At 63.7% G+C, this 26,561-nt stretch carries 27 protein-coding genes and 1 tRNA gene; 7 read left to right on the top strand and 21 right to left on the bottom strand.

Features of this window, described 5'->3' with window-relative positions:
* Positions 1–65: 65 nt before the first annotated feature.
* The gene (gene menJ / locus CG716_RS17545) at positions 66–1,322 is read right to left on the bottom strand and encodes a menaquinone reductase MenJ (protein WP_094481871.1); all 1,257 of its coding nucleotides are present in this window, start codon (positions 1,320–1,322) and stop codon (positions 66–68) included.
* Positions 1,323–1,343: 21 nt separating this feature from the next.
* On the opposite strand from menJ, the gene grcC1 reads away from it, so the two are divergent.
* Positions 1,344–2,351, top strand: a complete 1,008-nt coding sequence (gene grcC1, locus CG716_RS17540; protein WP_207760709.1) for a nonaprenyl/(2E,6E)-farnesyl/geranylgeranyl diphosphat synthase — start codon at positions 1,344–1,346, stop codon at positions 2,349–2,351.
* A 78-nt stretch (positions 2,352–2,429) separates the two neighbouring features.
* The gene (gene htpX, locus CG716_RS17535) at positions 2,430–3,296 is read left to right on the top strand and encodes a zinc metalloprotease HtpX (RefSeq protein ID WP_094481867.1); all 867 of its coding nucleotides are present in this window, start codon (positions 2,430–2,432) and stop codon (positions 3,294–3,296) included.
* Here the strand turns inward: htpX and CG716_RS17530 are convergent.
* A complete protein-coding gene (locus CG716_RS17530) occupies positions 3,293–4,201 on the bottom strand; it encodes a mechanosensitive ion channel family protein (RefSeq protein WP_094481865.1) in 909 nt (302 codons plus the stop codon). The genes htpX and CG716_RS17530 overlap by 4 nt on opposite strands.
* 205 nt (positions 4,202–4,406) lie before the next feature.
* Between CG716_RS17530 and CG716_RS17525 the strand changes: the two genes are divergently transcribed.
* Positions 4,407–4,958 carry a hypothetical protein gene (locus CG716_RS17525; RefSeq protein ID WP_094482093.1) on the top strand — a complete coding sequence of 184 codons (552 nt, stop codon included), beginning with the start codon at positions 4,407–4,409 and terminating at the stop codon, positions 4,956–4,958.
* 130 nt (positions 4,959–5,088) lie between these two features.
* On the opposite strand, the gene CG716_RS17520 is transcribed toward CG716_RS17525, so the two are convergent.
* Positions 5,089–6,114, bottom strand: a complete 1,026-nt coding sequence (locus CG716_RS17520) for an NAD(P)H-dependent glycerol-3-phosphate dehydrogenase (RefSeq protein ID WP_094481863.1) — start codon at positions 6,112–6,114, stop codon at positions 5,089–5,091.
* Between the two features lie 180 nt (positions 6,115–6,294).
* Between CG716_RS17520 and cynS the strand changes: the two genes are divergently transcribed.
* Positions 6,295–6,750 carry a cyanase gene (cynS, locus tag CG716_RS17515; RefSeq protein ID WP_094482091.1) on the top strand — a complete coding sequence of 152 codons (456 nt, stop codon included), beginning with the start codon at positions 6,295–6,297 and terminating at the stop codon, positions 6,748–6,750.
* Here cynS and CG716_RS17510 read toward each other — a convergent pair.
* Together CG716_RS17510 and CG716_RS17505 are read right to left on the bottom strand one after the other, a co-directional pair.
* Positions 6,747–8,261 (bottom strand): flavin-containing monooxygenase, encoded by a 1,515-nt coding sequence (locus tag CG716_RS17510; protein WP_094481861.1) that lies wholly within the window; start codon positions 8,259–8,261, stop codon positions 6,747–6,749. The two genes, cynS and CG716_RS17510, sit on opposite strands and share 4 nt — an antisense overlap.
* Before the next feature lie 70 nt (positions 8,262–8,331).
* Complete coding sequence (locus CG716_RS17505; protein WP_094481859.1) at positions 8,332–8,823, bottom strand: YajQ family cyclic di-GMP-binding protein; 492 nt, start codon at positions 8,821–8,823, stop codon at positions 8,332–8,334.
* 106 nt (positions 8,824–8,929) lie between these two features.
* On the opposite strand from CG716_RS17505, the gene CG716_RS17500 reads away from it, so the two are divergent.
* Positions 8,930–9,015, top strand: a tRNA-Tyr gene (locus CG716_RS17500).
* On the opposite strand, the gene CG716_RS17495 is transcribed toward CG716_RS17500, so the two are convergent.
* The 9 genes from CG716_RS17495 to CG716_RS17445 form a co-directional block, all read right to left on the bottom strand.
* Positions 8,984–10,663 (bottom strand): recombinase family protein, encoded by a 1,680-nt coding sequence (locus CG716_RS17495; RefSeq protein ID WP_094481857.1) that lies wholly within the window; start codon positions 10,661–10,663, stop codon positions 8,984–8,986. The two genes, CG716_RS17500 and CG716_RS17495, sit on opposite strands and share 32 nt — an antisense overlap.
* A 39-nt stretch (positions 10,664–10,702) precedes the next feature.
* On the bottom strand, positions 10,703–12,082 hold the full coding sequence (locus CG716_RS30240; RefSeq protein ID WP_165774191.1) for a tyrosine-type recombinase/integrase: 1,380 nt from the start codon (positions 12,080–12,082) through the stop codon (positions 10,703–10,705).
* The gene (locus CG716_RS17475; protein WP_234817892.1) at positions 12,079–12,408 is read right to left on the bottom strand and encodes a helix-turn-helix domain-containing protein; all 330 of its coding nucleotides are present in this window, start codon (positions 12,406–12,408) and stop codon (positions 12,079–12,081) included. Before CG716_RS17475 ends, CG716_RS30240 begins: the two co-directional genes overlap by 4 nt.
* Positions 12,405–12,899 (bottom strand): helix-turn-helix domain-containing protein, encoded by a 495-nt coding sequence (locus tag CG716_RS17470; RefSeq protein ID WP_234817891.1) that lies wholly within the window; start codon positions 12,897–12,899, stop codon positions 12,405–12,407. Before CG716_RS17470 ends, CG716_RS17475 begins: the two co-directional genes overlap by 4 nt.
* An 85-nt stretch (positions 12,900–12,984) precedes the next feature.
* The gene (locus tag CG716_RS17465) at positions 12,985–13,605 is read right to left on the bottom strand and encodes an antirestriction protein ArdA (RefSeq protein ID WP_094481853.1); all 621 of its coding nucleotides are present in this window, start codon (positions 13,603–13,605) and stop codon (positions 12,985–12,987) included.
* Positions 13,606–13,743: 138 nt separating this feature from the next.
* A complete protein-coding gene (locus CG716_RS17460; RefSeq protein WP_094481851.1) occupies positions 13,744–14,073 on the bottom strand; it encodes a hypothetical protein in 330 nt (109 codons plus the stop codon).
* A gap of 86 nt (positions 14,074–14,159) precedes the next feature.
* A complete protein-coding gene (locus tag CG716_RS17455) occupies positions 14,160–15,197 on the bottom strand; it encodes a DNA-methyltransferase (RefSeq protein ID WP_094481849.1) in 1,038 nt (345 codons plus the stop codon).
* Positions 15,194–16,156 (bottom strand): replication-relaxation family protein, encoded by a 963-nt coding sequence (locus tag CG716_RS17450; protein ID WP_094481847.1) that lies wholly within the window; start codon positions 16,154–16,156, stop codon positions 15,194–15,196. Before CG716_RS17450 ends, CG716_RS17455 begins: the two co-directional genes overlap by 4 nt.
* Positions 16,153–17,709, bottom strand: a complete 1,557-nt coding sequence (locus tag CG716_RS17445) for a type IV secretory system conjugative DNA transfer family protein (protein ID WP_234817889.1) — start codon at positions 17,707–17,709, stop codon at positions 16,153–16,155. The genes CG716_RS17450 and CG716_RS17445 overlap by 4 nt, the downstream gene beginning before the upstream one ends.
* A gap of 51 nt (positions 17,710–17,760) precedes the next feature.
* Between CG716_RS17445 and CG716_RS30790 the strand changes: the two genes are divergently transcribed.
* Positions 17,761–17,997 carry a hypothetical protein gene (locus CG716_RS30790; protein WP_234817888.1) on the top strand — a complete coding sequence of 79 codons (237 nt, stop codon included), beginning with the start codon at positions 17,761–17,763 and terminating at the stop codon, positions 17,995–17,997.
* Between the two features lie 352 nt (positions 17,998–18,349).
* On the opposite strand, the gene CG716_RS17440 is transcribed toward CG716_RS30790, so the two are convergent.
* The 7 genes from CG716_RS17440 to CG716_RS17410 form a co-directional block, all read right to left on the bottom strand.
* Positions 18,350–18,511 (bottom strand): hypothetical protein, encoded by a 162-nt coding sequence (locus CG716_RS17440; RefSeq protein ID WP_234817887.1) that lies wholly within the window; start codon positions 18,509–18,511, stop codon positions 18,350–18,352.
* Positions 18,512–18,752: 241 nt separating this feature from the next.
* Positions 18,753–18,956, bottom strand: coding sequence for a hypothetical protein (locus CG716_RS17435; RefSeq protein WP_234817886.1), 204 nt, complete (start codon positions 18,954–18,956; stop codon positions 18,753–18,755).
* A complete protein-coding gene (locus CG716_RS17430; RefSeq protein ID WP_094481841.1) occupies positions 18,953–19,822 on the bottom strand; it encodes a vWA domain-containing protein in 870 nt (289 codons plus the stop codon). Before CG716_RS17430 ends, CG716_RS17435 begins: the two co-directional genes overlap by 4 nt.
* Positions 19,819–20,871: a hypothetical protein gene (locus CG716_RS17425; RefSeq protein ID WP_133066966.1), complete on the bottom strand. Its 1,053-nt coding sequence runs from the start codon at positions 20,869–20,871 to the stop codon at positions 19,819–19,821. Before CG716_RS17425 ends, CG716_RS17430 begins: the two co-directional genes overlap by 4 nt.
* A 1-nt stretch (position 20,872) precedes the next feature.
* Positions 20,873–21,658, bottom strand: a complete 786-nt coding sequence (locus tag CG716_RS17420) for a hypothetical protein (RefSeq protein ID WP_094481837.1) — start codon at positions 21,656–21,658, stop codon at positions 20,873–20,875.
* Positions 21,655–21,888, bottom strand: a complete 234-nt coding sequence (locus CG716_RS17415; RefSeq protein WP_094481835.1) for a hypothetical protein — start codon at positions 21,886–21,888, stop codon at positions 21,655–21,657. Before CG716_RS17415 ends, CG716_RS17420 begins: the two co-directional genes overlap by 4 nt.
* 219 nt (positions 21,889–22,107) lie before the next feature.
* A complete protein-coding gene (locus tag CG716_RS17410; protein ID WP_094481833.1) occupies positions 22,108–22,617 on the bottom strand; it encodes a hypothetical protein in 510 nt (169 codons plus the stop codon).
* A gap of 195 nt (positions 22,618–22,812) precedes the next feature.
* On the opposite strand from CG716_RS17410, the gene CG716_RS17405 reads away from it, so the two are divergent.
* On the top strand, positions 22,813–26,388 hold the full coding sequence (locus tag CG716_RS17405; RefSeq protein ID WP_094481831.1) for a tetratricopeptide repeat protein: 3,576 nt from the start codon (positions 22,813–22,815) through the stop codon (positions 26,386–26,388).
* Positions 26,389–26,561 lie beyond the last annotated feature (173 nt).

Here is a 26,561-nt window from a genome sequence, read left to right as displayed (position 1 = left end):
TTTGAAGAAGTTTTGTCAAATTTGTCATTTCGGAATTTGGCGGCCAAGCCCCCGGCCGGGACGGGTCAGCTGAAAGGCTTGCGGCGGTCCAACATTCGCGAACCCAGCCCCGCTACCCGCCATGCCCTGGCTACCAGGTCGGCGTCGTCGTCGGTCACCAGGTTTCCCATCACCCGCACGGCAACCCCCATCAAGGCCGTAGAGCGCATCGCGATCGGGCCGGTCAGCGGCAGGAACCGCGGCAGCGTCAGCAACAGCCCCAACCGGCGGGCCACCGAGAAACCACGCCCGTAGTGCGCCTGGAGCATCGAAGGCCAGGCCAGGGACAGGTCGCCGCTGCCCAGCATCTCGGCGGCCAGCCGCCCGGTCTCCAGTCCGTAGTCGATGCCCTCGCCGTTGAGCGGGTTGACGCACGCCGCCGCGTCGCCGATGAGCACCCAGTTCGGGCCGGCCACTCCCGACACGGCTCCGCCCATCGGCAACAACGCCGAGGACACTGCACGCGGAGCGCCCTCGAACCCCCACGACGTGCGCTTGAGGTCGGTGTAGTGCTTGATCAGCGGCCGCAGCGCCACGTCGGCGGGCCGTTTGGCGGTGGCCAGCGCGCCGACGCCAATGTTCACCTCGCCGTTGCCCAGCGGGAAGATCCAGCCGTAGCCGGGCAACACCTGCCCGTCGACGGAGCGCAATTCCAGATCTGAGGAGATCCACGGCTCTGAAGACCGCGGCGAGGCCAGATAGCCCCGCACGGCCACCCCGTACACCGTCTCCTGATGCCACTGCCGGCCTAACACGCGACCGAACGGCGACCGGGCTCCGTCGGCCACGATGACCCACCGGCACGACACCCTGGACCCGTCGGCCAGCACCACCGCGTCCACCTGCCCACGCGAATCGACGGACGCGTCAACGGCTTTCATGCCCAGCAGCATCGACGCCCCGGCGTCCTCGGCCACCTTGCGGATCCGGTCGTCGAGCTCGGTGCGGGGCACCGCGGACCCACCGGAAGGGAAGGACGGCCCCGGCCAGGGCACCTCGACGTCAGCGCCGAACCCGGACAACCGCAGCCCGTGATGACGGATGTGGCCGTCCAGCCAGTCGCCCAGGCCCAGCCGCTGCAACTCCAGCACCGCGCGCGGGGTCAGCCCGTCGCCGCAGGGCTTGTCGCGGGGAAACTCGGCAGCGTCGACGACCAGCACGTCGTGGCCGTGCCGGGCGGCCCAGGCCGCGGCCGCCGAACCGGCTGGTCCGGCCCCGACGACGACCACATCGACCCCCGGTCGCTGCGCTCCTGCCCGCCGTCCGGTCGCATGCCTGTCCATGTCCCCCAGTATGTTGGCAGGGTGAGGACTCCGGCGACGGTGGTGGCAGGGGTGGACTTCGGGGATCCGGAGTTCGCCCAGAGCGTCCGCGACGGGGTGGGCCGCATCGAAGAGCTGATGAGCACCGAACTGCGCGGCGGCGACGAGCTGATGACCGAAGCGGTCGTGCATCTCTTCGAAGCCGGCGGCAAGCGATTCCGGCCGCTGTTCACGGTGCTCTCGGCGCAGATCGGCCCCGAACCCGACGCCTGGCAGGTCACGGTGGCCGGCGCGGTGATCGAGCTGGTGCACCTGGCCACGCTGTATCACGACGACGTGATGGACGAGGCGCAGCTGCGCCGCGGGGCGCCCAGCGCCAACGCCCGCTGGGGCAACAACATCGCGATCCTGGCCGGGGACTACCTGTTCGCGACGGCCTCGCGGCTGGTCAGCCGGCTGGGTCCAGATGCGGTGCGCATCATCGCCGAGACGTTCGCCCAGCTGGTCACGGGCCAGATGCGCGAGACCAAGGGCAACACCAGTGGTGTGGATCCGGTGGAGCACTACCTGAAGGTGGTCTATGAGAAGACCGCCTGCCTGATCGCGGCGTCGGGCCTATTCGGCGCGACGTTCGCCGGGGCCACCGAGGATCAGGTCGAGCGGCTGAGCCGGCTCGGGGGCATTGTCGGCACCGCGTTCCAGATCTCGGACGACATCATCGACATCGACAGCGATCCCGACGAGTCGGGCAAGCTGCCGGGGACCGATTTGCGTGAAGGTGTTCACACCCTGCCGGTGCTGTACGCATTGCAGGAGACTGGACCGGACGCCGACCGGCTGCGTGAGCTGGTCAAAGGCCCGATCGAAGACGACGACGCGCTAGCTGAGGCGCTGGCGTTGCTGCGATCGGGCGACGGCATCGCCAAGGCCAAGGCGACCGTGCAGCGTTATGCCGAAGAGGCCGGTCAGGAGCTGGCCGGGCTGCCCAATGGGCCGGGCCGTCGCGCCCTGGCCTCACTGATGGACTACACGATCAACCGGCACGGCTGACGGCGATTCGCGGAACCTAGCCGTCGGTCCGAGGCGTTAATCTCCGGTGAGAGTGCGTTTGCTCGTAGGAGGAATTCGATGACTTGGCATCCGACCGCCAACACCTTCAAGACGTTCATGCTGCTCGTCGGAATGTCGGCGATGATCGTCTTCGTCGGGTCGTTGTTCGGTCGCAACGTGATGTTCCTGGCGCTGCTCTTCGCGATCGGCATGAACGTCTACGTGTACTTCAACTCCGACAAACTCGCCCTGCGCGCTATGCATGCCCAGCCCATCACCGAGGTGCAGGCACCGAAGATTTACGCGATCGTGCGGGAGCTGGCCACCACCGCGCACCAGCCGATGCCGCGGTTGTACATCAGCGACACCGCCAACCCCAACGCCTTCGCCACCGGACGCAACCCGCGCAACGCCGCGGTGTGTGTCACCACCGGCATCCTGGACCTGCTCAGCGAGCGTGAACTGCGCGCGGTGCTGGGCCACGAGCTGTCCCACGTCTACAACCGCGACATCCTGATCTCGTGTGTGGCCGGCGCGCTGGCCTCGGTGATCACCGCATTGGCCAACATCGCGATGTTCGCCGGGATGTTCGGCGGCGGCAACCGCGAAGGCGGTGCCAATCCCTTTGCCTTGCTCCTGGTTTCATTGCTCGGGCCCATCGCCGCGACGTTGATCCGGCTGGCGGTGTCGCGCTCGCGCGAGTATCAGGCCGACGAGTCAGGGGCTGAGCTCTCCGGTGATCCGCTGTCGCTGGCGTCGGCGCTGCGCAAGATCAGTGGCGGGGTGGAGAATGCTCCGCTGCCGCCGGAGCCCCAGCTGGCCGATCAGGCGCACCTGATGATCGCCAGCCCGTTCCGCGCCAACGAGAAGATCGGCAAGCTGTTCTCCACCCACCCGCCGATCCAAGACCGGATCGCCCGGCTGGAGAAGATGGCCGGGTACTAGCTCGTCGCGGCCACCGGCGTCGCGGTAGTCGCTTTGGCGGGTGTGGCGATGCCGGCCTGACGCAGCGAGCGCAACACCATCGCCCTCAGCATTCGGCCGACCTCGAACTGCTTGCCCGGCAGAGTGCGCGCCACCATCCGCAGGTTGACCGTGTCCAGCTTGATGCTCTCCACGCCCATCAGCGCGGGCTCGTCCAGGAGGAGCTGGTCCAAGCGGGCGTCGGTGGTCGCGGCGGTTGCGACCTCGTGCAGGACGTCGTTGACCTTGTTGAGGTCGGCGCTGGTGGGCACCGGGATGTCGACGACGGCGCGCGCCCAGTCCTTGGACAGGTTCAACGCCTTGACGATCTGGCCGTTGGGAATGGTGAACACCTCGCCGTCACTGGTGCGCAGCTTCGTCACGCGCAGGGTGACATCCTCGACGGTGCCTTGGGCCTCGGCCGCTGATCCGGTGACGGTCAATGCCACCAAGTCGCCGAAGCCATATTGCTTCTCAGTGATGATAAAGAAGCCGCTGAGCAGGTCCTGCACGATCCGCTGGGCGCCGAAACCCAGTGCGGCGCCCAACACCGCGGCCGGTGCGACCAGCGAGCCGATGGGCAGGCCCAGCTGGTCGAAGACATCCACCGAAACGAGCACGTAGAGAATCGCGATCGCCACCGAGGAGATCACCGAGGCGACGGCGGCGCGGTGCTTGGCGGTCTCCGAGCGCACCAGTTCATCACCGCTGTCGAGGCGGACAGCGATCTTGCCGGCGATCCAGCGAATCAGCCGGGTGCCCAGTAGGGCCGCGGCAATCACCAGCACGATGTGTAGACCTCTGGTGCGCAGCCAGTCGCCGATGTGTCCGGCCCAAAACTCCTGCCAATGGCCAGCAGCGAGATACGTCGTTGTAAGTGAAGTCATGGTCCTATCGCGAATTGCCTTGTAGTTGCGCTCGTTTGGTATGCGTCAAGCGCGGGGACCGTCGTTGCGTTTCCGAATCGGGCGAGTTTTACACCTAGGGGTGTCGTTGGCCACTGTTCGGGGGTAACGCATCGCGGGTGTCAGACCGAAGGACCGGGTGAGTGCGCAAACTGCGCCGCGAGCGGCGCTTACGTAGGGTGTGATGATGCTGAGCAGAATCCTGATCGGCCTGGTGAGCGCCGCGGGGGCGATGGCGGTCGGTGTGCCGGGTGTGGCCTCGGCCGATCCTGACCCGGCGCCGGCCCCGGTCCTTCCCAACGTCAACGCCTACACCCCGGTGAACCCGGCGGCCTACACGGCGATGGGCGGCAACTGGTACGCCTTCGCCGGCCCGCCCGGCGTCATCTGCGTCTTGGACAAGGGGAACGGCAGCTACGGCTGCAGTGGTGCGCTACCGGGTGCGCCCGACGGCGCGGACCTGGTGAGTGCTGGCCCGGCGGGCCAACCAGGGTTCTCGACTACCGGCGCGTCGATCTACGCAGCTGCCGGTGACGTCAAGCCGCTTCCGCCGAACACCCGGCTGAGCTTTCGCGATGTCAGCTGTGGCGTCGACGGCGGCGGGACAGTCGCCTGTGTGAACAACCATGACCAGGTCGGCTTCGTCGTCGGGCCGACGGCCTCGTTCGCGTCGGGTCCCAGCCCGATGCTGGATCGGCCGAAGAACGGCAACCCGTTGTTCCCGTCGTTCCCGGGCTAGCTCACTTCTGGAACTGCACCAGATCGACCCTGCGCTCAGCGTGCCATCCACGCCCTCAAAGGCGCTCTCACCGCAGGATCGATGCAGCCACTGCAGAGTCGAGCTCAGAGGTCGGCATCGGCCGACTCGATTAGAAGTGTGAGTCGTTGACCTCGTGGCCAGGCTTCTCGGCCATCAGGCCACGGTAGGCCTGCTCGACGTTGGCGCCGTGATTGATGACGGCGTCGACTTCCCGCGCGATCGGCATGTTCAGGCCGTACTTGTCGGCGAACTCCATGATCACGCTGGCGGCCTTGACGCCTTCGGCGACCTGATTCATGGAGGCGATGATTTCCTCGATGGTCTTGCCTGAGCCCAGTTGTTCACCGACGTGGCGGTTGCGGCTGCGCTGCGATGTGCAGGTGACGATGAGGTCGCCCATGCCGGCCAAGCCGGAGAAGGTGTCGCGATGGCCGCCGATGGCCTCGCCGAGTCGCGACATCTCGCGCACTGCACGGGCCATCACCAGCGCCCGCGTGTTCTCGCCGATGCCCAGCGAATAGCCCATGCCGACAGCGATGGCGTAGACGTTTTTCAGCGCGCCGGCCATCTCCACGCCGACGACATCGTCGGTGGTGTAGACGCGGAACCGCTTGGTGCGGAACATCTTCGCGAGGTTGGCGGCCAGATGCTGATCGGGCATGGCCAGCACGGCGGCGGCGGCGAAGCCGTCGGCGACCTCACGCGCGATGTTGGGCCCGGCGAGGATGCCGGCCGGGTGACCGGGCAGGACCTCGTCGATGATCTGGCTCATCCGCATATTGGTGCCCTGCTCGAGGCCTTTGACCAGGCTGACAACAGGAACCCAGGGTCGCAGTTCCCTGCTCAGTTCGGCTAGCACACCGCGGAAGCCGTGCGAGGGCACACCCATGACGACGACGTCGGCGCACTCGGCAGCCTCGCTGAAATCGGTGGTGGCGCGCAAGGTTTCCGACAGTTCGACATCGTCGCCCAAATAGCGGGAATTACGGTGGTTGTCGTTGATGTCCTTGGCGGTCTCGTCCGAACGCACCCACTGCAACGTCGGCCCCCGGCGAGAGCAGATGGATGCGACGGTGGTACCCCAGGATCCGCCACCGAGTACGACAACTTTGGGTTCGCGGCGCTCAGACGTCATGGCATTGAGCGTATTGCGGATACCCCTGTGTTCACGTGGAGTTCGGCAACTGCGATGCGACGTCTCGCAGTTTGTCCTTGCTTTGCCTTGCGGGAGGGTTTTCCTGCTTGCCTTTGATGGACAGCCGAAGTAGCGGATTGCGTCACGCCGGCGAAACAGCGCTGGTGCATGCTGAGCGCCATGACGCGAGAGGAATTCACCGAAGAGATCGTCGCGGCTCGCCTCGCCAAGGGGCTGACGTGGCAGGAATTGGCCGACGCCATCGACCGTCCGGTGGTGTGGACCACTGCGGCGCTGCTGGGGCAACACCCCATTCCGGCCGAACAGGCGGCAGTCCTTGTCGGCATGCTGGACCTCGATGAGTCCGCGATCCCGGTGTTGGCGGCGGTACCCATGCGGGGCGGGCTACCGACCGCGGTACCGACCGATCCGACGATCTACCGTTTCTACGAAGCGCTGCAGGTGTACGGCGGGGCGATCAAGGAGTTGATCCACGAACAGTTCGGCGACGGGATCATGAGCGCGATCAATTTCAGTGTCTGCCTGGAGAAGAAGCCGCACCCTGCGGGCGACCGGGTGGTCGTCACCTTCGACGGAAAGTTCCTGCCGTACGACTGGACGTCGGCCGCGACCTAACCCGCGACCCGCGCCGGGGTGGCGACCCGTCCGAAGGTCATGTCCTCGTCGATCTTGTCGATGAAGTGGTGGTCGATCGCGTCGGCGATGTAGTTCTGCCGCACCACCCACGGCCGCTTGAGGCCGGACTTGGGCAGGGCGTGCAGGTTGCGCAACACGTAGCTGGCCTGAATGTCCCACGCCGGCTTCTCGGCGATCGGTTCACCGCCCAGGTGCGGGAAGGCGTGGGTGTATCCGCGGGAATTCATGTACGCGATCAACTTGGCGGCCGCGCGGGCGGTCATGTCGGCACGCAGCGTCCACGATGCGTTGGTGTAGCCGATGCACCAGATCAGGTTGGGCACATCTTCGAGCATGTGCGCCTTGTAGGAGAACCGATCCTGCGGCTTGATCTCGTTGCCGTCCACTGTGATTCGTACACCGCCGAGGGCATGTAGTTGCAGACCGGTGGCAGTGACCACGATGTCGGCATCCAGGTGCTGGCCGGATTTGAGTGTGATGCCGGTTTGGTCGAAGCGGTCGATGTGATCGGTGACCACCTCGGCGCGACCATTTTTGATGGCCTCGAACAGATCGCCGTCGGCCACCAGACACAACCGTTGGTCCCACACGTTGTAGCGCGGCTTGAAGTGCACGTCGACCGGATAGCCGGCGGGCAGGCTGCTGGCGTTCTGCGCCCGGATAATCTTCCTGGCCAACCCGGGAGCGGTCCGGGCCACGAACCAGACGATGCTTTCGAACGCCACCGCGAAGTAGCGGGCGAACCCGTGAGAGATCTTGCGGGGAGTGAACTTTCGCACGAGCTCGATGAGGGGATTGACCCGGGACCCAGCCAGCAGATAGGTCGGTGAGCGCTGCAGCATCGTCACTTTGGAGGCCTTCTGCGCCAGCGCGGGGATCAGTGACACGGCGGTGGCGCCGCTGCCGATGACGATCACCTTCTTGCCGGTGTAGTCGAGATCCTCGGGCCAGAATTGCGGATGCACGACGGTGCCCGCGAAGGTGTTCAGGCCCGGGAATTCGGGGGTGTATCCCTCGTCGTAGTTGTAGTAGCCGGACCCGAAGAACACGAAGCGGGCGCGATAAGTTTTCGCGGCACCATTCTCGGTGACATGCACGGTCCAGGTATCGGTGGCTGAATCCCAGTCCGCGGACTGTACGTGGGTCCCGAAGTGGACGTGGGGGAGGATGCCGCGCTTGCGGGCGGTGTCCTCCATGTATTCGCGGATGTGGTCGCCGTCGGCTACGCCCTCCTTGCGGGTCCACGGTTCCCACGGCCAGGACAGCGAGAAGATGCTGCTGTCCGAGCGGACGCCGGGGTAGCGGAACAGGTCCCAGGTGCCGCCGATGCGGTCCCGGCGTTCCAGGACGGCGTAGCGGGTGCCAGGGTTGCGCTCGGTGATGCGGTAGGCCGCGCCGAGCCCGGAGAATCCGGCGCCGATGATCACGACGTCGTAGGAGCCGCCATCCTGTTCGGCAGGTACGGGCTCGGTCGCCGGGCTAGCTGTCATCGCGGTCCTCGCTTCGTGCGTGTAGTGATGGTCACCACACTAAGCACTGGCGAGCGGGCGGGCGAGAGACCTACCGGTAGTTGACGAACTGCAGCGCCACGTCCAGGTCGGCGCCGCGGAGCAGGGCCTGCACGGCCTGCAGGTCGTCGCGCTTCTTGGAGCTGACTCGGATCTCGTCACCCTGGACCTGGGTCTTGACGCCCTTGGGGCCTTCGTCGCGGATCAGCTTGTTGATCTTCTTCGCGTTCTCCTGGTCGATGCCCTGCTTGAGGCCGCCGCTGACCTTGTAGGTCTTGCCGCTGGCCTGCGGTTCTCCGGCGTCGAAGGCCTTCATGGAGATGTCACGGCGAATGAGCTTCTCCTTGAAGACGTCGACCGCGGCCTTGACCCGCTCCTCGGTGGAGCTGACGATCTCGATGACCTCGTCGCCCTTCCAGGCGATGGTGGTGTCGGTGCCGCGGAAGTCGAATCGGGTGCTCAACTCCTTGGCCGCCTGGTTCAGCGCGTTGTCGACCTCTTGGCGGTCGACCTTGCTCACGATGTCGAACGATGAATCCGCCATTGGACTCGTCCCCTTCCCTGACGTGATCGGCCGGTTTGTATCTGAGGTACATCCTCGTTGTACCCTGCTAGTCGCACCAAACCGGATCTCCGGTGCGGCGCACCCAGGCAGGTTGCCCGAGCGGCCAATGGGAGCGGACTGTAAATCCGTCGGCGGAAGCCTACACAGGTTCGAATCCTGTACCTGCCACCAATGTTGCAAAGTTCGAACTTGTGCCCTGATCATCAGGGCACAAGTTCGAGTTCCCTGATGTTCTGGCGGATTTTCGCCGAGATCGGGACGGCACTGTGATCGATGTCAGCTCGACATCGAGGTGTTCCTTCAGCTGAGGGTCGAGAAGACGGTCGAACAACTCGGTGAGTTGAGCGTCCTTGATCTCGTCGTCGTGAATGTAGAGCCGGTCGAACACTGCCTGGTTCATGGCTCGCCGTCCGACTGAGTCGCTGCACGCGTATGCCTGATGCGGGTTGCGTAGAAGGTCGAGGGCCCGTTCCAGCCCGGCCGAAAGCTGATCCCGAGTCATCTGCCGCTGGTCGAGGTCGCGTGAGGCGACCGCGAGTGCAGCGGCTATTCGATCCTGCTCCGACCGGAGCTGTGAAAGTGGTACGGCGCCGGCATAGTGCGCGCGCAGCAGCATGTCGCGTTCGTTCGTTAACTTGGCGATGACGCGTTGAGCGGTACGTAGCCGCTTATCGCGTTCTGGAAGCAACGTGTCAACGTACTCAGCGACGAGGACTCGGACACGGTCGATTTGTTTGTCGGTTAGTCGCCGGGTACGCCAATGGTCTGCGACGAGCTCTTCAACGCTGGTAACGGCGATCGCTCGAAAGTCACAGTTGGTGCGGCGCATCTTGCGGCCGAGACAGTAGAAGTACGGATATCGCACACCCGTCCCGTTCACAACAACCTCGATTCCCAGAGTTTCTCCACAGTGGCCGCATGCAACGGTTCCCTTCAACCAATGAGCATGTTGTTGGGGCTTTTCCTTGGTGCGCACGCGAGATTCGCGGATCGATTGCACCCGTTGCCAAAGATCTTCGGTGACGAGCGGTTCGTGCTTGCCCTGGTGCCAGGCGCCCTCGAATTTCACCTCACCTAGGTAGTACCGATTCTTGAGGATGACCTCGATATGCGACGTGGCAATCGGTCGTGGTGGTCGTTTCGGCCGCGGCAGCGACGTGACGTCACGCCGTTCCAGTTCTTCTCGGATCTGGGTCATTGTCCACTCTCCTGATCCGTACGCTTCGTAGATCCATTGGACTTGTGGGGCGCGATCGGGATCGACTGCTACGGTGCGTATCTCGTAGCCCTCGACTGATCTCGTTCGCACGTTTAGGTATCCAAAGGGCACGCTCCCGGGTGTGCCACCATTTCTGACCTTTTGCGCCATGCCTTTGCGCGTCTCGCTGGCGAGGTTGCGGCTGTAGAACTCGGCGATTGAGCTCATGATGCCGTGCATCAACATGCCGCTTGGTGTCTCGTCGATGTTCTCACTGACGGATACGAGTGTTGCGCCGGCTCGTTGGATCGCAAGGTTGATTTCGACGTCGTCCACACGGTTACGTGCCAGGCGGTCGATCTTGTGAACGATGACGTAGTCGCAGCGGCGGCGATCTAAGAACCTAAGCATCAGCTGCAATTCTGGTCGGTCGGCTGAACGTGCAGATTCTCCCGCGTCGACGAATTCCATAATGACTTCGGCACCAAGTGCTTCGGCGCGCTTCTCACAGGCCTCACGCTGGGCGGGGATCGAGAAGCCTTCGATTTCGCCGCCTCGTTGGGCTTGTTCCTTGGTCGATACGCGCAGATAGATCACCGCTGCTGTCCTCGAGGTCTCCATGCGTTCTCCTGTGTGCTTTGGTGTGGTGTCTTGTGCGTTTTAGGCAGTTAGGTACTCGTGCCGATGATCGGTGATTTGACGGCAACGCTTGACGGCAACGTAGCCAAGTACGTGCGTGTTTGTTCGTGTTCGTAGCTGTCTGACCACAGAGGCGAGCGAGTCTCGTTGACTTAACGAAACTTGCCTCTTAAGCAGGGTGTCGAGGGTTCGAGCCCCTCCTGGCCCTCCAGATATAATCGACGCATTTTCGAACATCAATTCCGTTGTTGACGGCTGGATTTGACGGCAACGCGTGCCGTCACCAACAGACACGAGCAGCGCTCGACCCACACGGTCGAGCGCTGTTTGTTGCGCGGCGACATCGCCATGTTGGTACAGCTGGAGCGTGGTCGTGATCTGCGCATGGCCCAGGATGAGTTGGACGTCGCGTGCTGGCACACCAAAGTTCTTGAGGAGTGTCGCCGCAGTGTGGCGCAGGTAATGGATGGTGATGCGGCGCAGCCCGGCCCGCTCCCGCAGGTCGTGGAAGTGCTTGGCGAAGTTGCGTGGCCAGATCGGCGTGCGATCGGTGCTGAGGAAGACCAGATCGGACGATGTGTCCGCAGCGTCGCTTCCGGCTTGGAGCTCACTCAGCGCGGCGCGAACCGGCGCGAGCAGCGGCAGATCGCGCTTGCCTGCGTTGGTCTTGACCGGGCCGACCTGGAGCGCGTTCCCGACCTGCTGCAGCTGCTGAGTGATGTGAATTTGATTGTTGTCCCAGTCGATATCGCGCCAGCGGAGACCGAGCACTTCGCCACGGCGCATGCCATAGACGATGAGGAGCAGGAAGGCTGCGTAGAGCCGGTCTGCGAATGCCGACGTCAGGAAATGGCCGGCTTCTTCGGCTGTCCACGGGGTGAGATCTTTGCGTTCCCAGGTGGGCAGCGTCACGAGCCGCGCTACATTGCGAAAAACGATCTCCTCGCGCATGGCACGGGTGAGCGCTGCGCTGAGGACGGTGCGGGTCAGTTGGACGATGCGAACCGAGTGTCCCTCGGCGAGTTGTTCATTGAAGATCTGCTGCAACGCCGTGACCGACAGTTCGGTGAGCCGCCGTGTTCCGAGGCGTGGTTTGAGATGGATACGAATGATCGACTCGTACGACTCCAACGTCTTAGGGCGCAGAGTGTTTGGCGCGACGTCGTTCAGCCAGTAGTCGAGGTACCGGCCGATCGTCCAACCGACGTCACTGACCGGGATGTTGCGGTCGGCGTCGGACAGACGAGCGGTCAGTTTGGTATGGGCTTCGTCCCGGGTTTTTCCGTAGATACGAATACGTTTCCGCTTGCCGCTGGCGGTCGGCACATACGCAGCACCTTCCCACCGCCCGTCCTTGCGGCGGTAGAGCGTTCCCTCGCCGTTAGCGCGCGCACTGGTCATGCAGTGCTCCCGTAGCCGTTGAGGGAACCGATGAAGGCGTTCAGCTCGGGTTGCGAAACAAAGCGGCGACGGCCGATCGTGACGGTGCGCAATCGATTTTGGTGGATCAGCTCGTAGAAGCTCCAGCGGCTGATGCGCAGACGCGCGCAGGCTTCGGGCACGGTCAACAGCGTTGCGTCATCGGTCCCGCCGGTCTGACTTGCGAGCAGCCGCTGTGCGATGCTGTCGTCGATGGTGTGGCCGTCGGCGAGCGCCAGAGCCGCATGGCCAATTGCGCGAAGTACCTCGCGCGCCTGCGCATCACGCATCGGGGCAGCCGAAGTCACGATTGCCCTCCGTGGTCGGCGGGATGGTCAGGCTGCCGGTCGGTGCACTCTGGACAGCTTTCGTCTGTATCCGTGCGGTTGTTGTACGCGTGCACGATCTTTGTGACATCGCGGGCGATATGTCGGATGACGGCATCAGGTAAGTGGTAGTACTTGACGCGAAGATAGGTACTGAGCGTCGGGAGATCGGCGGCAGGCAGCCAACCGATGGTGGTGAACAGGTCGGTCCTGGTGATACCGAGCGCGTCCGTGATTGCCAGCAGACGGTCCATGCGCGTGTTCGCGATAAGCCCCTGCTCAATCCGCCACATCATGGTGGGGGAGATATCGGCACGGCGGGCGACTTCATTCACACTGAGCTGCAACTGATTGCGCTTGACCATGATCAGATTCGTGAGATTGGCGGTTTCTTCCGGAGTCACGATGGTTGCCTCCTCTGTAACCATTAATTGTACAACTGAATAGTGTTGTAAATCAATGGAATTCGACAATTCTACAACGTAATAACGACGAAATGCGGTCCGGTTTAAGTTGTTTATCAGGTCATGGTGCTGGGGCTCCACCTTGCGGCGATCGCTACCGATCGGCGCGGAAGATCCACACGCCATCGTCGCCGGGATGGTCGACGACCGCGATGCCGCCGGATGCCAGCATGTCGCGCGCCATGGTGCCGTACGCGATGCGCACGTAGCGTCGCAGATGTTCAGGAAGCCTTGCCAATTCGTCCTCGTAGCCCAGATCGTCAGCCATCTGTTCGACGTAGTCCTGGACGGAGTCGTAACGGCCGAGGAAGGCTTCTTGGAAGGCATCGGTGTCGAAGCTGGCTGGTTCGCCGTCGAAGACGTCGGCCCACGCCGCGAAGGCGTAGCCGTGTTGGGCAATGCCTTTCGCAACGCGAGATACCTGCTCGATGCTGTCGTATTCGTTGACGCGCCAGCGGCCGAACTGGTCATAGTCGTGGATGGCCCACTCCTCCGCGTTCGGTTCGCGTGATTTGGCCAGCATGGCGACGATGTCGGCTTGGATGTCGTCTGGCTCGCGTGCGGCGTTAATCCAGGCGCCGTGCAGCACGCCGTTGTTGTAGTCGGCAAGACTCGCGACGTAGATGCGTGGTGATGGTATTGGTTCGGCCTCCTGACGCGTCGCAGCGTCTGGCTGAGCCTCGGGTTGTGTTGGTTCGTGGTGGGTTTCATTCATCCTCACCTCCTTTCTGTTCTTAACTCGTGGGTTTGTGTGGGGCCGGTCGGGAAGCAGAGAGCCGGTGGCTCGATCTGCTTCCCGCCGGCCCCGGGCGCGCCGTGAGTGATCACTGACGCCCGTGTCCGAAGGGCACGGTCATGCTGCCGGTGGGGTATCGCCTCCCTTCGTATTCCGGCGCTGCCGGGATGCGGGTTCGCCGCCGTCGGCGAACAGAGTGGCGATGGCCTGCTGGCGGGCTGCGGCTTCGCGCTCGATTTCGGCGCGCGCCTCAGCTGCCCTGCTGGCCAGTTCCGGATCGTCTTTGGCGCGGGCGATGTGCTCGGCAATGGCGATCTGGATCTCATCGGTGATGGTGCCCTTGCCCGGGCGGAGGCCTGCAATGAAGCTCAGCTGGGCATGGACGTCGGGTTGGAGCTTGACCCCAAGCGTTTTGACGCCTGGTGTGTACTCGTCGGGTGTGGACATAGCGACCTCCTCGGTGCGCTGCGGCCGGTAAGTGCTTGGTGCGCTTACTGGTGCGGCCGCATGACACCGACGAGGCAGCCGCCGGCTCATGCGGCTGCCCTTGTGGATGGGGATTCGAACTGTTGCTCGCGGGCTTCGGCGATGCGGGCTCGTGCTACAGCGGCGAATTCGGGATTGAGCTCGATCCCCAGCCAATCTCGACCGAGCCTTTCGGCGGCCACAGCAGTGGTGCCACTACCCATGAACGGATCGCAGACGATGGCCGGTTCGCTGGCCTGTTTGCACTTGCAAGTCGGCGTCAGGCTGGCTCGCGTCGCGACGTGGCCGAGTCCCCGAATGACACGCCTCTGCCATGGGGATCGACAGCGTGTGCATCGCGCTTCGGGGCAGCCGGCGGCGATCATGCGTTCGGCAAGGGCCATCGGAAATATCGCATGGTGCGCGCTGCGGTAGCCGCCCGGCGTGATCGTCCAGACGTCGCCGGGGTTCTTGCCGAGTGGGTGGCCGACCTGCCCGCGAGCTTTCAGGCCTGCGAGGCCAGTGGCGGTCATGCCGTTGGGGCCGCGCCACTTTTCGATCGGTGTCGTTGTCTGCTGTCGTTGTTGGTTCGCAGACGGTGCCGAGCGGTGCGGCACCCGAATGGCGTCGAGGTCGAAGAAATACTTCGGTTGGCGGGCCATCACATAAATGACCTCGTATGTGCAGTTGAGGCGGTCGGGCACGCTGGACGGCACGGGGTTTGGTTTGGCCCAGACGATCTTGTTGCGGATGATCCAGCCGTCCTGTTGCAAGCGGAAGGCGAGCCGTTCTGGCGCCATCAGCAGGCTCTTGCGGGCTGCTCCCTGCGACGGATGACCGGAGTAGGTGTCGCCCAGATTCAGCCAATAGGTGCCTGTGGGGACGAGAACTCGCGCGATTTCTTGGGTGATCGCGGCCAGCTGGTCGACCCACTGATCGACGGATCGTTCGAGGCCAATTTGGCCAGTCGCGCCGTAGTCCCGGAGTGAGTAGTACGGCGGCGACGTGATCACGCAGTCGACCGAGGCATCCGGCAACTGCCGCAATCGATGGAGGGCGTCGCCAACGACGATCCGGTTGCGCCGCAGGATTGGCGCGAGACTCACTCTGCGCCTCCGGTCTGCATCAGTGGCACGACATCGTCGGGGGCCACGATGCGAAACAGTGCGGACGGTAGCGATCGGTCAGCGGCAATGGCGGCCGCCAGCGCCTGACGGCGGCGCTTGGCCGTGGCCGGATCTTGGTGGGTCATTGACCAGACGACAAGCGGGAACGATCCGTGGCGTTCTTGTTCGATGCCGGCCCGCCGATACGCCTCGTACTCGCGGCATTTCGACAGCAGCGTCGGGATGTGCTCGGTGCCGAGATCGATCTCAACAAACCAGGCGTAGACCAGTTCGTCAGCGGTGGCGGTCTCGGCGAAGAGGTCTGGCTTGAGCGTCCGGCGAGTCCCGCCGACGCCGATGTAGGGACGCCAGGTGGCTGGTTCGACCGCGGTGGCGACGACGTCCAGTCCGCCATGGCGGTTGGCAGTGATAAGCGCGATATGCGCAGCAGCGACGACCAAGCGATGGTGGACGAAACGGGCGCTGGGTTCGTAGCGGCGCCGGGCACCGCGGCCAGATCGCTGACGCAGTATCCGATCACCGACGCTATCGACGTAGTGCACGAGTCCGTCTGAGCCGGCCCGCACCCCACCGATGCGTTGGGTCAGGGCACTGATCACGCCGAGGCCGCGCAGTCGGGCCAGGACTCGTTTGGTCGTGCGTTGTCCCGATGTTGGCGCCAGATCAGCGAAGTGGATGGTGCGGATCTGGCGGACGGTCAGGAACCGATGGTCGTCGATAGACCGGATGATGGCCAGATCACGGTCGCTGAGTTGATCGGCTATGGCAGTGATGCCAGTGGCGGATAGGCGTCGGTGAGATGGCCGTTTGGCGGGCGTTGTGGTGCCCTCTAGGGCACCACTATTCCCCAACCCTGGGAGACGATTTCGTTCGTCTGCCAGGGGTGACGGGTGCGCAGGAGTCGACCCGAGGGGGTGGCCCAGGGGGTAGTCACTCATGACGGCCTCCGGCGCGTCCGTGCACCGCCGATGGAGTCGGAATCGTCACCGCCGGGAGCACTTTCAACCAGGGCGGCGAAGCTGGCTTCGATCTCGCTGACCGGACGGCCGAAGCGCGCGCGGCTCAGCTGGCGGATGGCGGCGGGATCGCTGGACGGCTTCGGGGCGGGCTTGGTCACGCCCGAGGCCCACGGCTGCACGGCGTTGTCCCGCACCAGACTGGCGTAGACGTGGTGGGCCGGGAGTCGGGTGAAGTCTTCAACGGTGAGCACCGACTGGCCGGCGGTCATGTCCTTGGCATCGCCCGCCTGCAACTGGAAGCAGACGCGGGACCGGGCGTTGTTGCGGAAGGCTTCCAGCATGGCTGGGGGCAGTTGCTTTTGGTACTGGTGCGCGAGATGAAAGGCGGCACCAAGTGAACGTGCTTGGGCGAGTGCGTCGCCAAGATCGGTCGGGATACCGCGGATGTAGTCCTGGGCCTCATCGATATAGATCATGACGGGGTCGCGACTGCCCTCGGGTGTTCCGGCTCGTTCACGGATGGCCTGCCAGAGCTCGGCCACGACCAGCGCGCCGAGCAGCTGGGCATTCTCGGGCCCGATGATGCCCTTCTGGAGCGGCACCAGCAGGACCTTCCTCTGGCGAAGCACCTGGCGGACATTGAACTTCGGATGCTGCTGAGCGAGAACATCGCGCAGCGGCTTGCTGATCAGTGGGCGCAACTTGTTCGACAGCGGCGCGATGGTAGTGGCGGCAGCCTCGGGGGAGAGGCTGTCGAACCAGTGCCAGAAAGGCCCTGCCGCGAACGGATCCGACTGCATGACGCCGCGGGTCAGGCGGCGGCGGAAGCCGGGATTGGTGAGCAGCAGCGGCAGCTGGACCAGTGTGGCATCGTCGCGTCGGGCCAGCAGTTCGAGGCAGTTCCTGAGGATATCGGCCGATCGCGGGCCGAGGCCATCACCCCAGATCGTCTTGAGGGTGCCGAACAGGCTGTCGGCCACCACTTCTGGTGAGCGGCCGTGACGATGCGCGGCGTCGAGCGGATTGATGCCGACCGGCGCCTCGTCGAAGGGGTCGAGGATGACGATGTCACTCCGTCGCTTCTCCGGGATACGGGCCAGCAGATCGGCGATCAGGTCCTTGGGTTCGATGACGACGATCGGGCGGTCGGCGTCGAGGTCTTGCAGGATCAGGTTGAGAAGCAAGGTCGACTTGCCGACGCCGTTCGGGCCGATCACCCAGGTGTGCCGCAAGGCGTCGGTGGTGTTGTAGCCGAGGCCGCCGCTGAAACCTGGTGCCGAGGCGTCGGCCACCACCCGTTGGCCGGATTGCAGCGGCGAGCTGGGCCGGACGGGGCGGGGATGCAGTGGCGGCTGACCCGGAAAGTGTTCGTCGTGGTCGGCGATGGGCCAGCCGGACATACGGGCCACCTCGGTGACGGTCAGGCGCTGCGATGGGGTGAAGACCGACCAGGAGGCGCGCGGCGTGTTGATCCGGTCGGCCTTCTCGTTCCTGAGTGTGATGCGGACATCGGGAGATTCGGCGGTGCCCATTGCGGCGGCCAGGCCGAGTAGCAGGGATCGGCGGCGTTCGGCCGTCGGCGCATGGACGCCGAGGCGGACAGCAGCGGCGAAGGCGTGTTGGCCAAGCTTGTGCTCAAGGGCGTGGCGGGCACCCGGGCGGGTGTCTGGCTGCACGCCGTGGAGGAGCTTCGACACCAGCTGCTGATTACCGTGCTTGGGGTCGGCCGGCGCGACGTTGGGATGCTGGCGCGGGCCGAGCACGATCTGAATAGTGAGGCGCTCACCCTTCTGGGCGGCGGTCAGAGCATGGAGGATTGATCGATGTGATGCCACCGCGTCGACAGGCTCTAGCTGGCGGGCGTTTGTACTCAACTGGATTCGGCGGGCGACCTTGACGGACTCGCGATCGGCATTGTCAAAACTAGTGACAATCGATCCCTCGACAAGTTGCTCAACGGCACGGCGGACGACCGCCTTGTGTCGGAGCTGACTGCCGATTCGGTATTCCACGCCGGTCACGTCGGCGCTCGCTTCCAGGATGAGTTGCGGGGCGTGGGATTGCGCTGCCCAATGGCGCAGCAGTCCGAACGCCGTTGCCTCACGTAGAGGCTGCGGCCAGAACAGCTGTTGCCAGACCAGCGAACCCGCCGACAGGGTGGCATCACCCGGGTTAGGCACTGGCGGCCTCCTCCGTATCGGTCTGCGTTGTTGATTGCTGAACGCCAGGGCGTAGCAGCGCTTCGCGGACTTCGGTTTTGGCTTCGGCCTCACGCAGCGCCATAGCAATGACGGCGCGACTGAGCTTGCGCAGGTCGGGCTGCTCCCGGCGCACGCTTCGAACGGTGATGTGCCGCTCGGGTTTTGGTGTGCCGCGCGATCCGCGGCGGGGGTTGGTTCTTCCTGTTTTAGACATAGATATCCTCCAATCGGAATTAGGTGCTAAATGGATTTCGGCAATTGAATTCGCGTCAATGCCGACGCTATTATCTATTACATTTGTGTAATAGTCAATAATGTTGGCTTACGATGAAATAAGCAAACTCATCTGTCAATAGGGGTCGAAAGGTCTTGAATTACCATCGATTTCGCCATGTAGAAATTACAACAAAGGCGCCAATAATGGCCGCGATGAGTGCCATAATGCCTATTATCACAATGAGCGTCGGCAGGATTGGTTCGATTAACCGGACGGCGCAGTAAAGCGCAATGACGCCGCACAGGATGCCAAAACACCAGCCGATCACCTTGTCCATCCACTTCGACGGCTCCTGGCTCACGGTGCCTCCCTCGTGGGGGTGGTGGTCAGCATGCCGTGGGTATGGCGGCTCCGTCGTGGCATCAAATTCCGCTGGCGACGGTCATGTGCGTCCTCCTTCCTAGGGGCGAGGCTTCCTGCAGCCTGGGCGGCACTGCCCTGGTTGGCATTTCGGGGTCCGCGATAGTGCGTCAGCCCGTTGAAGACCGCGAGAGCGGTCGAGCCGTCCGGTGACGACGGCGTGAGGCGGGTTGTCTCAATGTCCGGGTGGTCCGACAACAGTGACGGCGGGGCGGCACCGAGGACGACGGCGTGTACCGCACCCGGGAAGCTGGCGAGTTGGTGGATCGCTGTCGTCGGATCCCGGTCGGTCAACAGGAAGTCGGAAAACACCACCACCACGCTGGACCCACGATTGGTGGACGCCAGCTGTTCCACGTGCGCAAGGGCGGGGAGCAGGCTGCTCGACATCCCCGGTGTCGTCGACAGGCGTTGCAGCCCGTGATGGAGTCTCCGAACGCCGAACTGGTTGAGCTGCTGCGGGGGGACATGGCCGGGGGAGCCGAGGTCGAAGGGGACCAGGGCAACCCGATCGCGTCGGCAACGGCAGGCGGCGGCCAAATGGTCGATCGCCGTGGCCGTCTCTGCGTGGCGACGGCCGAGCGGATCGTTGCCGCCGGCCGACGCCACGCTCAGCGATTCGTCGAGGACGATGTACACCACGGCCCCGCCGCCGGGACAGGTTCCCGGATCGCCGAGGCTCACGACAGCGCTGCCGCCGGCTGGTGCCGTCTGGCCCGGAGGGTGGTGGCGGTTCTGGGCACCGAGGAGGCGGGGTGCCAGCAGCCGTGGGTCGACCAAGGCGGCCGGGAGGATCGAGGTCGTCACGCCGACCTCGATCGCTTGATGACCGGGCTTGGACCGCGGCCTGGCCCGTGGCCGACAACGTCGGGGCTGGCCAGGAGCGCCCGGAACTTGTCTGCCTCGATGTGGGCGGCGGCGGCGAGGCCCCGGTGGGTGTACTCAGTGGTGACCGAATTCTCGTGCGCCCCGGCTTGTTCCGCCTGACCGACGACCCGCCCCGAAGCCAATCGGCGATGGCGGCGGTCGGCTACGTCGGCGTCGTGCTTGGCTGATTCGACGAGGTCGGCAACCGGGTCGGCATGGTGCCAACTGTTGATGAAGCTGGCCAGCGCGATGGCTGTGGCCAAGGCGCCGAACGTCAGCCCGGACAGTGACCCTTCAATTGCCGTCCGCAGCGCGAAGACGCCGATCGTCACGAAGAGCGCGATCAGCGCCGCAATCACGAACACCGCAGTGTGCAGGCGCTGGCCCTTCCCGGGTCCCGCGAACAGATGAATGTATGGCTGCAGCGCTTCGCGTGCGTCGTCCCGCTGACGTTCGGCCGATTGCTGGAGGTGGCGCAGCTGTGTCGCGGCCAGTCCCGCTGTCACGGTGGCTGTGCCGGCCGAGATCGCTTGTGTCACGGCCAGTGTCGGGTATTCACCGAGGGCGATGGCGGCCCCGCTGAGCCCGGCGATGTCCCCGATCAGAAGTGCGGCCGTGCGCGCAACGTAGCCGCGTGAGGATGTGGCCTTGCGGCGCACGTATGGGCCGAGAGCCGCGACGGCCTGCTCGAACCGCTCGGCGGCGGTGTCGGCCGCGGTTCCCGCGCGCTCGACCGCGCGCTTTAGCTGGACGGCGCGGAACGCAAGCGCCGCTGCCCGGTCCTGCTCCGGGCGGGACCGGACCTCGCCTTCAGCGACGAACAGATGGTGTTGTTCGAGCGCCAGCGCGTCGTGCGCCAGTTCAAGGTAGGTCTTGTCGATGGCGGCTGGCCGGACCACGGCCGACGCCCGGTCAACCGGGATCAATCGGACGCCTTCGCCAGGGGTCGTGGTCGATGTGCCGCGGGCACGTGACCGAATACTTGGCATGTCAGGCACCTGCAGCATCAGTCACGACCGTGCACGCGGCCCGGGTCCGCTCACAGACGGTCGTGTGGAACATCCGCAGTGCGGCGATGTACGGCGTCGGGAGCGGCGCGTCGTCGGCTTGCCGACCGACGCCGATGATGCGCACCGTGGCACCGGCCAAGTTCGGGACGGTGACGAGCCCGGCCAGCGTCTGCGCCTCATCGGGGGTCAGTCCGGGGTCGTTGAGGTTTTGGCCGACCGTCTGGATGCCGTCGGTCAGGATGGTTTCTTCGAGGTGGTAGGAGCCGGTTGCTGCCAACTGCGCTTCGTATTCGGCGGCCGGTTGGTACTGCCCGACGATGTCGGTGGCGCCGTCCGGCAGTTGCATAGAGGCGTCGGGGAGTGCTGCGTTGACGTGGACCATGACGTCGTCGGCAGCTGTGGGTGCCTTCCGCAGTCGGGCGTTCTCGGTGGCACCGTCAAGCCGAAGGTCGCCGTCGAAGACAGTCGTGGCGATGGCTGAGCCGGCGAAAATGTTGACCCGGAAATGGCCGTTGCAAATTGCTGTGCGCTCGGCGGCGTCGTGAATGATCTGCTGGGTGTCCGGCTGCGCGGTTGAGTTTTCCCGGCTCGCTGACTGGTCGCTCTGGATGATGGCTGCGATGTGGCTGCCGTCGGTCGGGCAGCTCGCTGCGATGCGCGCTGCCTGATCGAGGGCGGCTGGCTGGGTGGCCGTGCACGCCGTGGCAGCAAGTAGTGAAATGCCGGTCAATACGGCGGCGATTGTCGCGGTCGCGGTGGCGTTCATAGTGTCGCTCCTGTTCGTCTCAGGGGGAGGGAATGTTTGCCGGACAGTCCGTAGGGCTCGGTGATGGCCAGCTGCAGAGCCAGCAGCAGATCATCGATTTCCTCGATGTGCTCCTGCAGGTCCTGGAGGTCGGCGGCGCTGAGTTGCCAGCCGTGGGCGCTGACGTTGAATGCGGCACCAGAAAGGGCGCCCTCGGCGTCGATCAAGCCGCGAATGACGATGTCTCGCATCGGATATGGCGTTGAGTTCGTTGAGCGAATGATGTTCATCCGCCCACGACACGGCATGCCGCGACGCCACGCAACCGCGCGGCCCCCATCACGTGACGTCACGTGATGGGTTATGTGACGAGGTTTGCTGGTTGGTGGGAGGCTGACATTAAAAAGCCCGGTCAACACAGTGGTTGACCGGGCAGGTTGGCCCAAGTGATGGATTTGTTATTTGCTACTTCATTGGTAGATGTCGATTCGTCCGGCGACCGCCAACTCCCACGTTGTCCGGCTCAACGCCGGGTGGAGCCAGGTGTGGTAGTCCAGGCGGCACATTGGCATCTGATCGCTGAAGATCCGGACTTCCGGCTGTTCTGGCCAGCGTTCTCGGTACTCCTTCTCCAAATCCCCATTGTCGTTCGCGGCGGACTCATGATCCTCCGTCGCCTGGTAGACCCAGGCGCCACTGGTATCCAACGCCTGACCGTCGCCGACCGCGTGCTGCCGGTCTGTCCAATCGGCGATCAGACAAATCACGATGATCAGGTAGCTGTCGAATGTCTTACAAGCCTCGACGGCGTCTCCGAAGATGAGCCAGGCTGCGATGGTGTCCAGAAAGCTGGGAGCGTCCTGGGGCAACGTGTCCCCATTGAGGACTGCGATGCGGACGCGGTCGAGATAACTACCGGCGCTTTGGGTGCCCTCGGGGGTCTTCCGGCCGTACAGGATGAAGCGGATGTAGGAATCCATTGCGGGGTGAGGACACATCCTGAAGCTGACTTCTGATCTGTGCCGAAGCTCTCGTGTTGATGCCCCGTACTCTTTGTCGCGCGTATATAAATGGGCCATGGGTGGCCTCCTTAACTAAAAGGGGGCCAACCCTCACTGTCACTATCTCACAAATGAAAATGATTGTCAATAGCGAATGGGCGGGGGCCGCGACTCGTGCACGAGAAAGACGACGTTGTCACTGCGCTGATAGAGCTATTGACACCGGGCAAGCCGATGCTCCCAAAAGAACTGTCTCTTGCGCCCGAGCTCGTCGAGTGGGTCGTGTGGCGACTGGGCATCGATCAGCGGCTGCGAGTGGGCGACGTGGTTTGGTTTCTCCTTGAGGAGGCGGTCTGTCCTCTTGATGGTCGGATGCAGAGCCCTGAACTTGACGCGGCGCGCTTTCTGCTTGCACTTGGCGACGACTTACCGCAAGAGCCGCACGACCTCGTGCCCGGGACCAACATCACGTTCGCAGCTGCTTGTGCGCTAGCACGAACCGACCTTCCTGCCGGTGCGAAGCCAGACTTCGCGTTTGTCCGACATCGACAAGCGATGGCTACGACGAGGTTCCCGCAATGGGGACATGTCACCAGTTGGACCCGATCGAAGGTCGAGAAACAATCGCAAGGTGGTGCGCCGAAGAAGGTGGCGGTGGCGCTCTACGACGAGCTTGACCGCCTCCTTCGCGACGAGGGCCTCCGCGCAAATCTCGTGTCGTTTTATCGGGGGAATTTGGCCAAGGCGGGATTACCCGTCGATGCGTCATCAGACGACCATGCTTCTGAAGCTCACGGAGCAGTGGCTAAAACGAGCATTGCGACAGATCCTGCCGCGGCTTCTGACATTCGCGAACTCGTCGAGTTGTTCGGCCACGACAACTTTCCTGCTGTCGCGGAATCAAATCCGTACGTCCTCGGGGCGACGGAATCGCACTACGGCGACCGGCGCAGTTATGGGTTGCACGATCGGTATGTTGCACGCACCCGCAACAAGTTTGACGAAACGCTCGTCACGTCGATCAGTGCCAACGATTTCACCCTGATCGTTGGACCATCCAAGGCCGGTAAGACACGCTCGGCGTTTGAGGCTATCAGAGGGGTCTTCGGTGATCACGGGATCGTGGTACCTGTACCCGGCCGTTTGTCTGAACTGGTGGCGCATCCGTTAGTCGCGGAAACCACGACGCCCCTGGTGATCTGGCTTGATGACCTCGACTTGTACCTCGGGCCGTCCGACCCGCTCACCCCGGCGTTGCTCGATCAGCTCCTTGCCCGACCCGGGGACACGCGCCTCCTGGGGACACTGCGAAGTGAACAACGGGCGTTCTTGCTCGGGGACGAGGTTGCCCCGGAGGATGATCGCCGAGGTAGCACCGCGTGGTTATTCGACCCGCGATGCGTGGATGACGTGCCCGGTATCGGCCATTCGGGACCGGGTGGCGGTGCGCCAGTTATAGATCACGAATGGAGTCGGCCTACAAACGGCAGCATCCGCCACGTTCGCCAAATTCTGCATCGCGCAGCCACTATCGATCTCGACCACACCACGATCGATGCCGATGAACAGCTGGCTGCGGCGAGCGAGTATGCGGATGAAGATTTTCAATTCGGCCTCGGTGCGACCCTTGCGTGCGCACCGGAACTATTACGCCTGTACCGCGACGCCGAGCACTGGCAACAGCCTGTGCTTCACGCTGTCTTGCGGGCCGCGATTGATTGGGCCCGTTGCGGCCGGAACGACCCGATTCCCGAGCAGGTACTCGCACGTCTGGCTGAAAAGCAACTGCGAACGTTTCGCAGCGATCTCGCGGCAACTCCCGAACTGTTGCTGCAGGCGATCGAGCAGGCACGAACGCCGCGCAGGAGCGATGGCAAAGCAGTCGCGCTCATCTCGCACTTTCTCGACGACGGGACCCGCGGCTACAAGGCGTTTGCGTATCTTGTGTCGGCTGACGATGAGGCTGGCGCCGTTCGTCTAATCGGTGAAGATCGCTGGGACGACGCGCTGCAATCCGCCGACGCCCCAACGGCGTATGGCGTGATGCTGGCTGCCTACTGGCGCGGGTTGCTGTCGACGGCGTTCCACATCGGGCGATCCGCAGCGGAACTCGGCAGTACCGATGCGATGCATATGAGCGGGTATCTGTACGAGACGGGCGATCCGCCGGATTCCCAAAGCGCACTTATCTGGTACCGGCGCGGCGCGGATCTTGGCGACTTGTCCTGCAGGCTGCACGCCGCGCGACTTCTCTCGTTGTCAGAGGATGCCTCGGAACGTGATGAAGCCAGGCGGTACTACGCGTTAGCGGCGGCAACCGGGGATATTTCGGCCACGTATGCCTACGCACATTTCCTGATGTTGCAGCCCGAGGCATCGTCGCAGGACGAGGCAATCGAACTGTTCACGGTATGCGCGGATGCCGGCGATGCCGACGCGATGCATCACCTCGGTCTTCTCCTCACTGAGCGAGATAACGCCGATATCGAGGTCGCAAAGCACTGGCTGACTGAAGCGTCCCGGCGCAACATCACCGATGCAGACATCGGGCTCGGTCACCTATTGCTTCGACACCAGGATCCGCCCCGCGTGGCCGAAGCAAAACGGTGTTTCCAGAGGGCCGTCGACGGCGAGAACACGAGGGGCCTTGTCGGCCTTGCAGATATCGCGGAGAATTTTTCGACAAATCCTGATCGAAAACGGGCAGATCGTCTCTACAAACAAGCAGCTTTGACAGGCGACGCTTACGCGATGCACTCGTATGGAGTGCGATTCATGCTTCAGTCATCGTCTTCCGACGATGCGCGCTACTGGCTGAGTCGGGCAGCGGACACGGGCGATATTCAAGCCAAGCTCGATCTCGGTAGGTTCCTGATTGCGCAGCCGGAACCAGACGATCGCCGTATCGGATTCCAGCACATCGTTGATGTCGCTCAGCGTGGGCACATACCGGCGATGTGCCAGCTCGGTGAGCTCTACCGCGATAATCATCCCGCCGTCATGGAGCAACCGGGCGAACAAAAATCTCGCTGGTGGCGGCGATGGCTTAGAGGTTCGCGACAAGTAAACGACAACCTCAAGTATTCAGTCGCTTGGTACACGCGAGCTGCTGAGCGTCGGCACGTGCATGCGATGATGGAACTCGTCCAGATATTTCTGTATCGGTACGACCCTCCATCGTTGGGGATGGCTCGGCAGTGGTCGGAGCGAGCGGCTCACGAAGGCGAGACTGAGGCGATGTACTCGATGGCCTACATCATTGGCCACCAATGGTCTCCACCCGATCTGGAGGGTGCGATCGCCTGGTACACAAAGGCAGCGGACGCCGGCCACCTGGTGGCGCGATACAAGTTGGGAATAATCGCTCGGGCAGAGACCCCGGAAGAATCTCGCGACCACTTCGAGGAAGCACTTCGGAACGGGTACTGCGACGCGCTACCTGAGTTGATCGATCTGTTGCTCGAGGAGTTCGACGATCCAGAGCGTGCGGTCGCGTGGTCCGTCGCTGCTGCAAATGCTGGCGATGTGGGTGCGATGCTTTGGGCCGCACATCTTCTCAATGACGTTGTCGACCCGCCAAGACCAAAGGATGCTCGTCGCTGGCTGACGGCCGCGGCAAAACTGGATGTCCCATCAGCAATGTGGGACCTTGCAGATCTGTTGGACGGGTTGGAACCGCCGAGGTCGCGAGAAGCAAACAGGTGGCGCGAACGGGCAGCGCAGATCGAGGCCGAGGCGAGCGATTCGTAGGTGGTGTTCGTTCACGCCTCCGCTTCACCTCAGGTCTGATTCGCCCGGTGGTGACCGCGTTCACATTGCAGCCGTATGCAACGGGACTCATTGATTGGGTCTGCTGCACGATCAGGTGACAGTTACGGTCACGCGGCCTGACTGGCCGGTGTGGTCATGATTGCTTCGTATTC

It is taken from the genome of Mycolicibacterium sphagni, assembly GCF_002250655.1.
GTDB lineage: Bacteria > Actinomycetota > Actinomycetes > Mycobacteriales > Mycobacteriaceae > Mycobacterium > Mycobacterium sphagni.
This window is presented reverse-complemented; position numbering and strand designations above follow the sequence as displayed.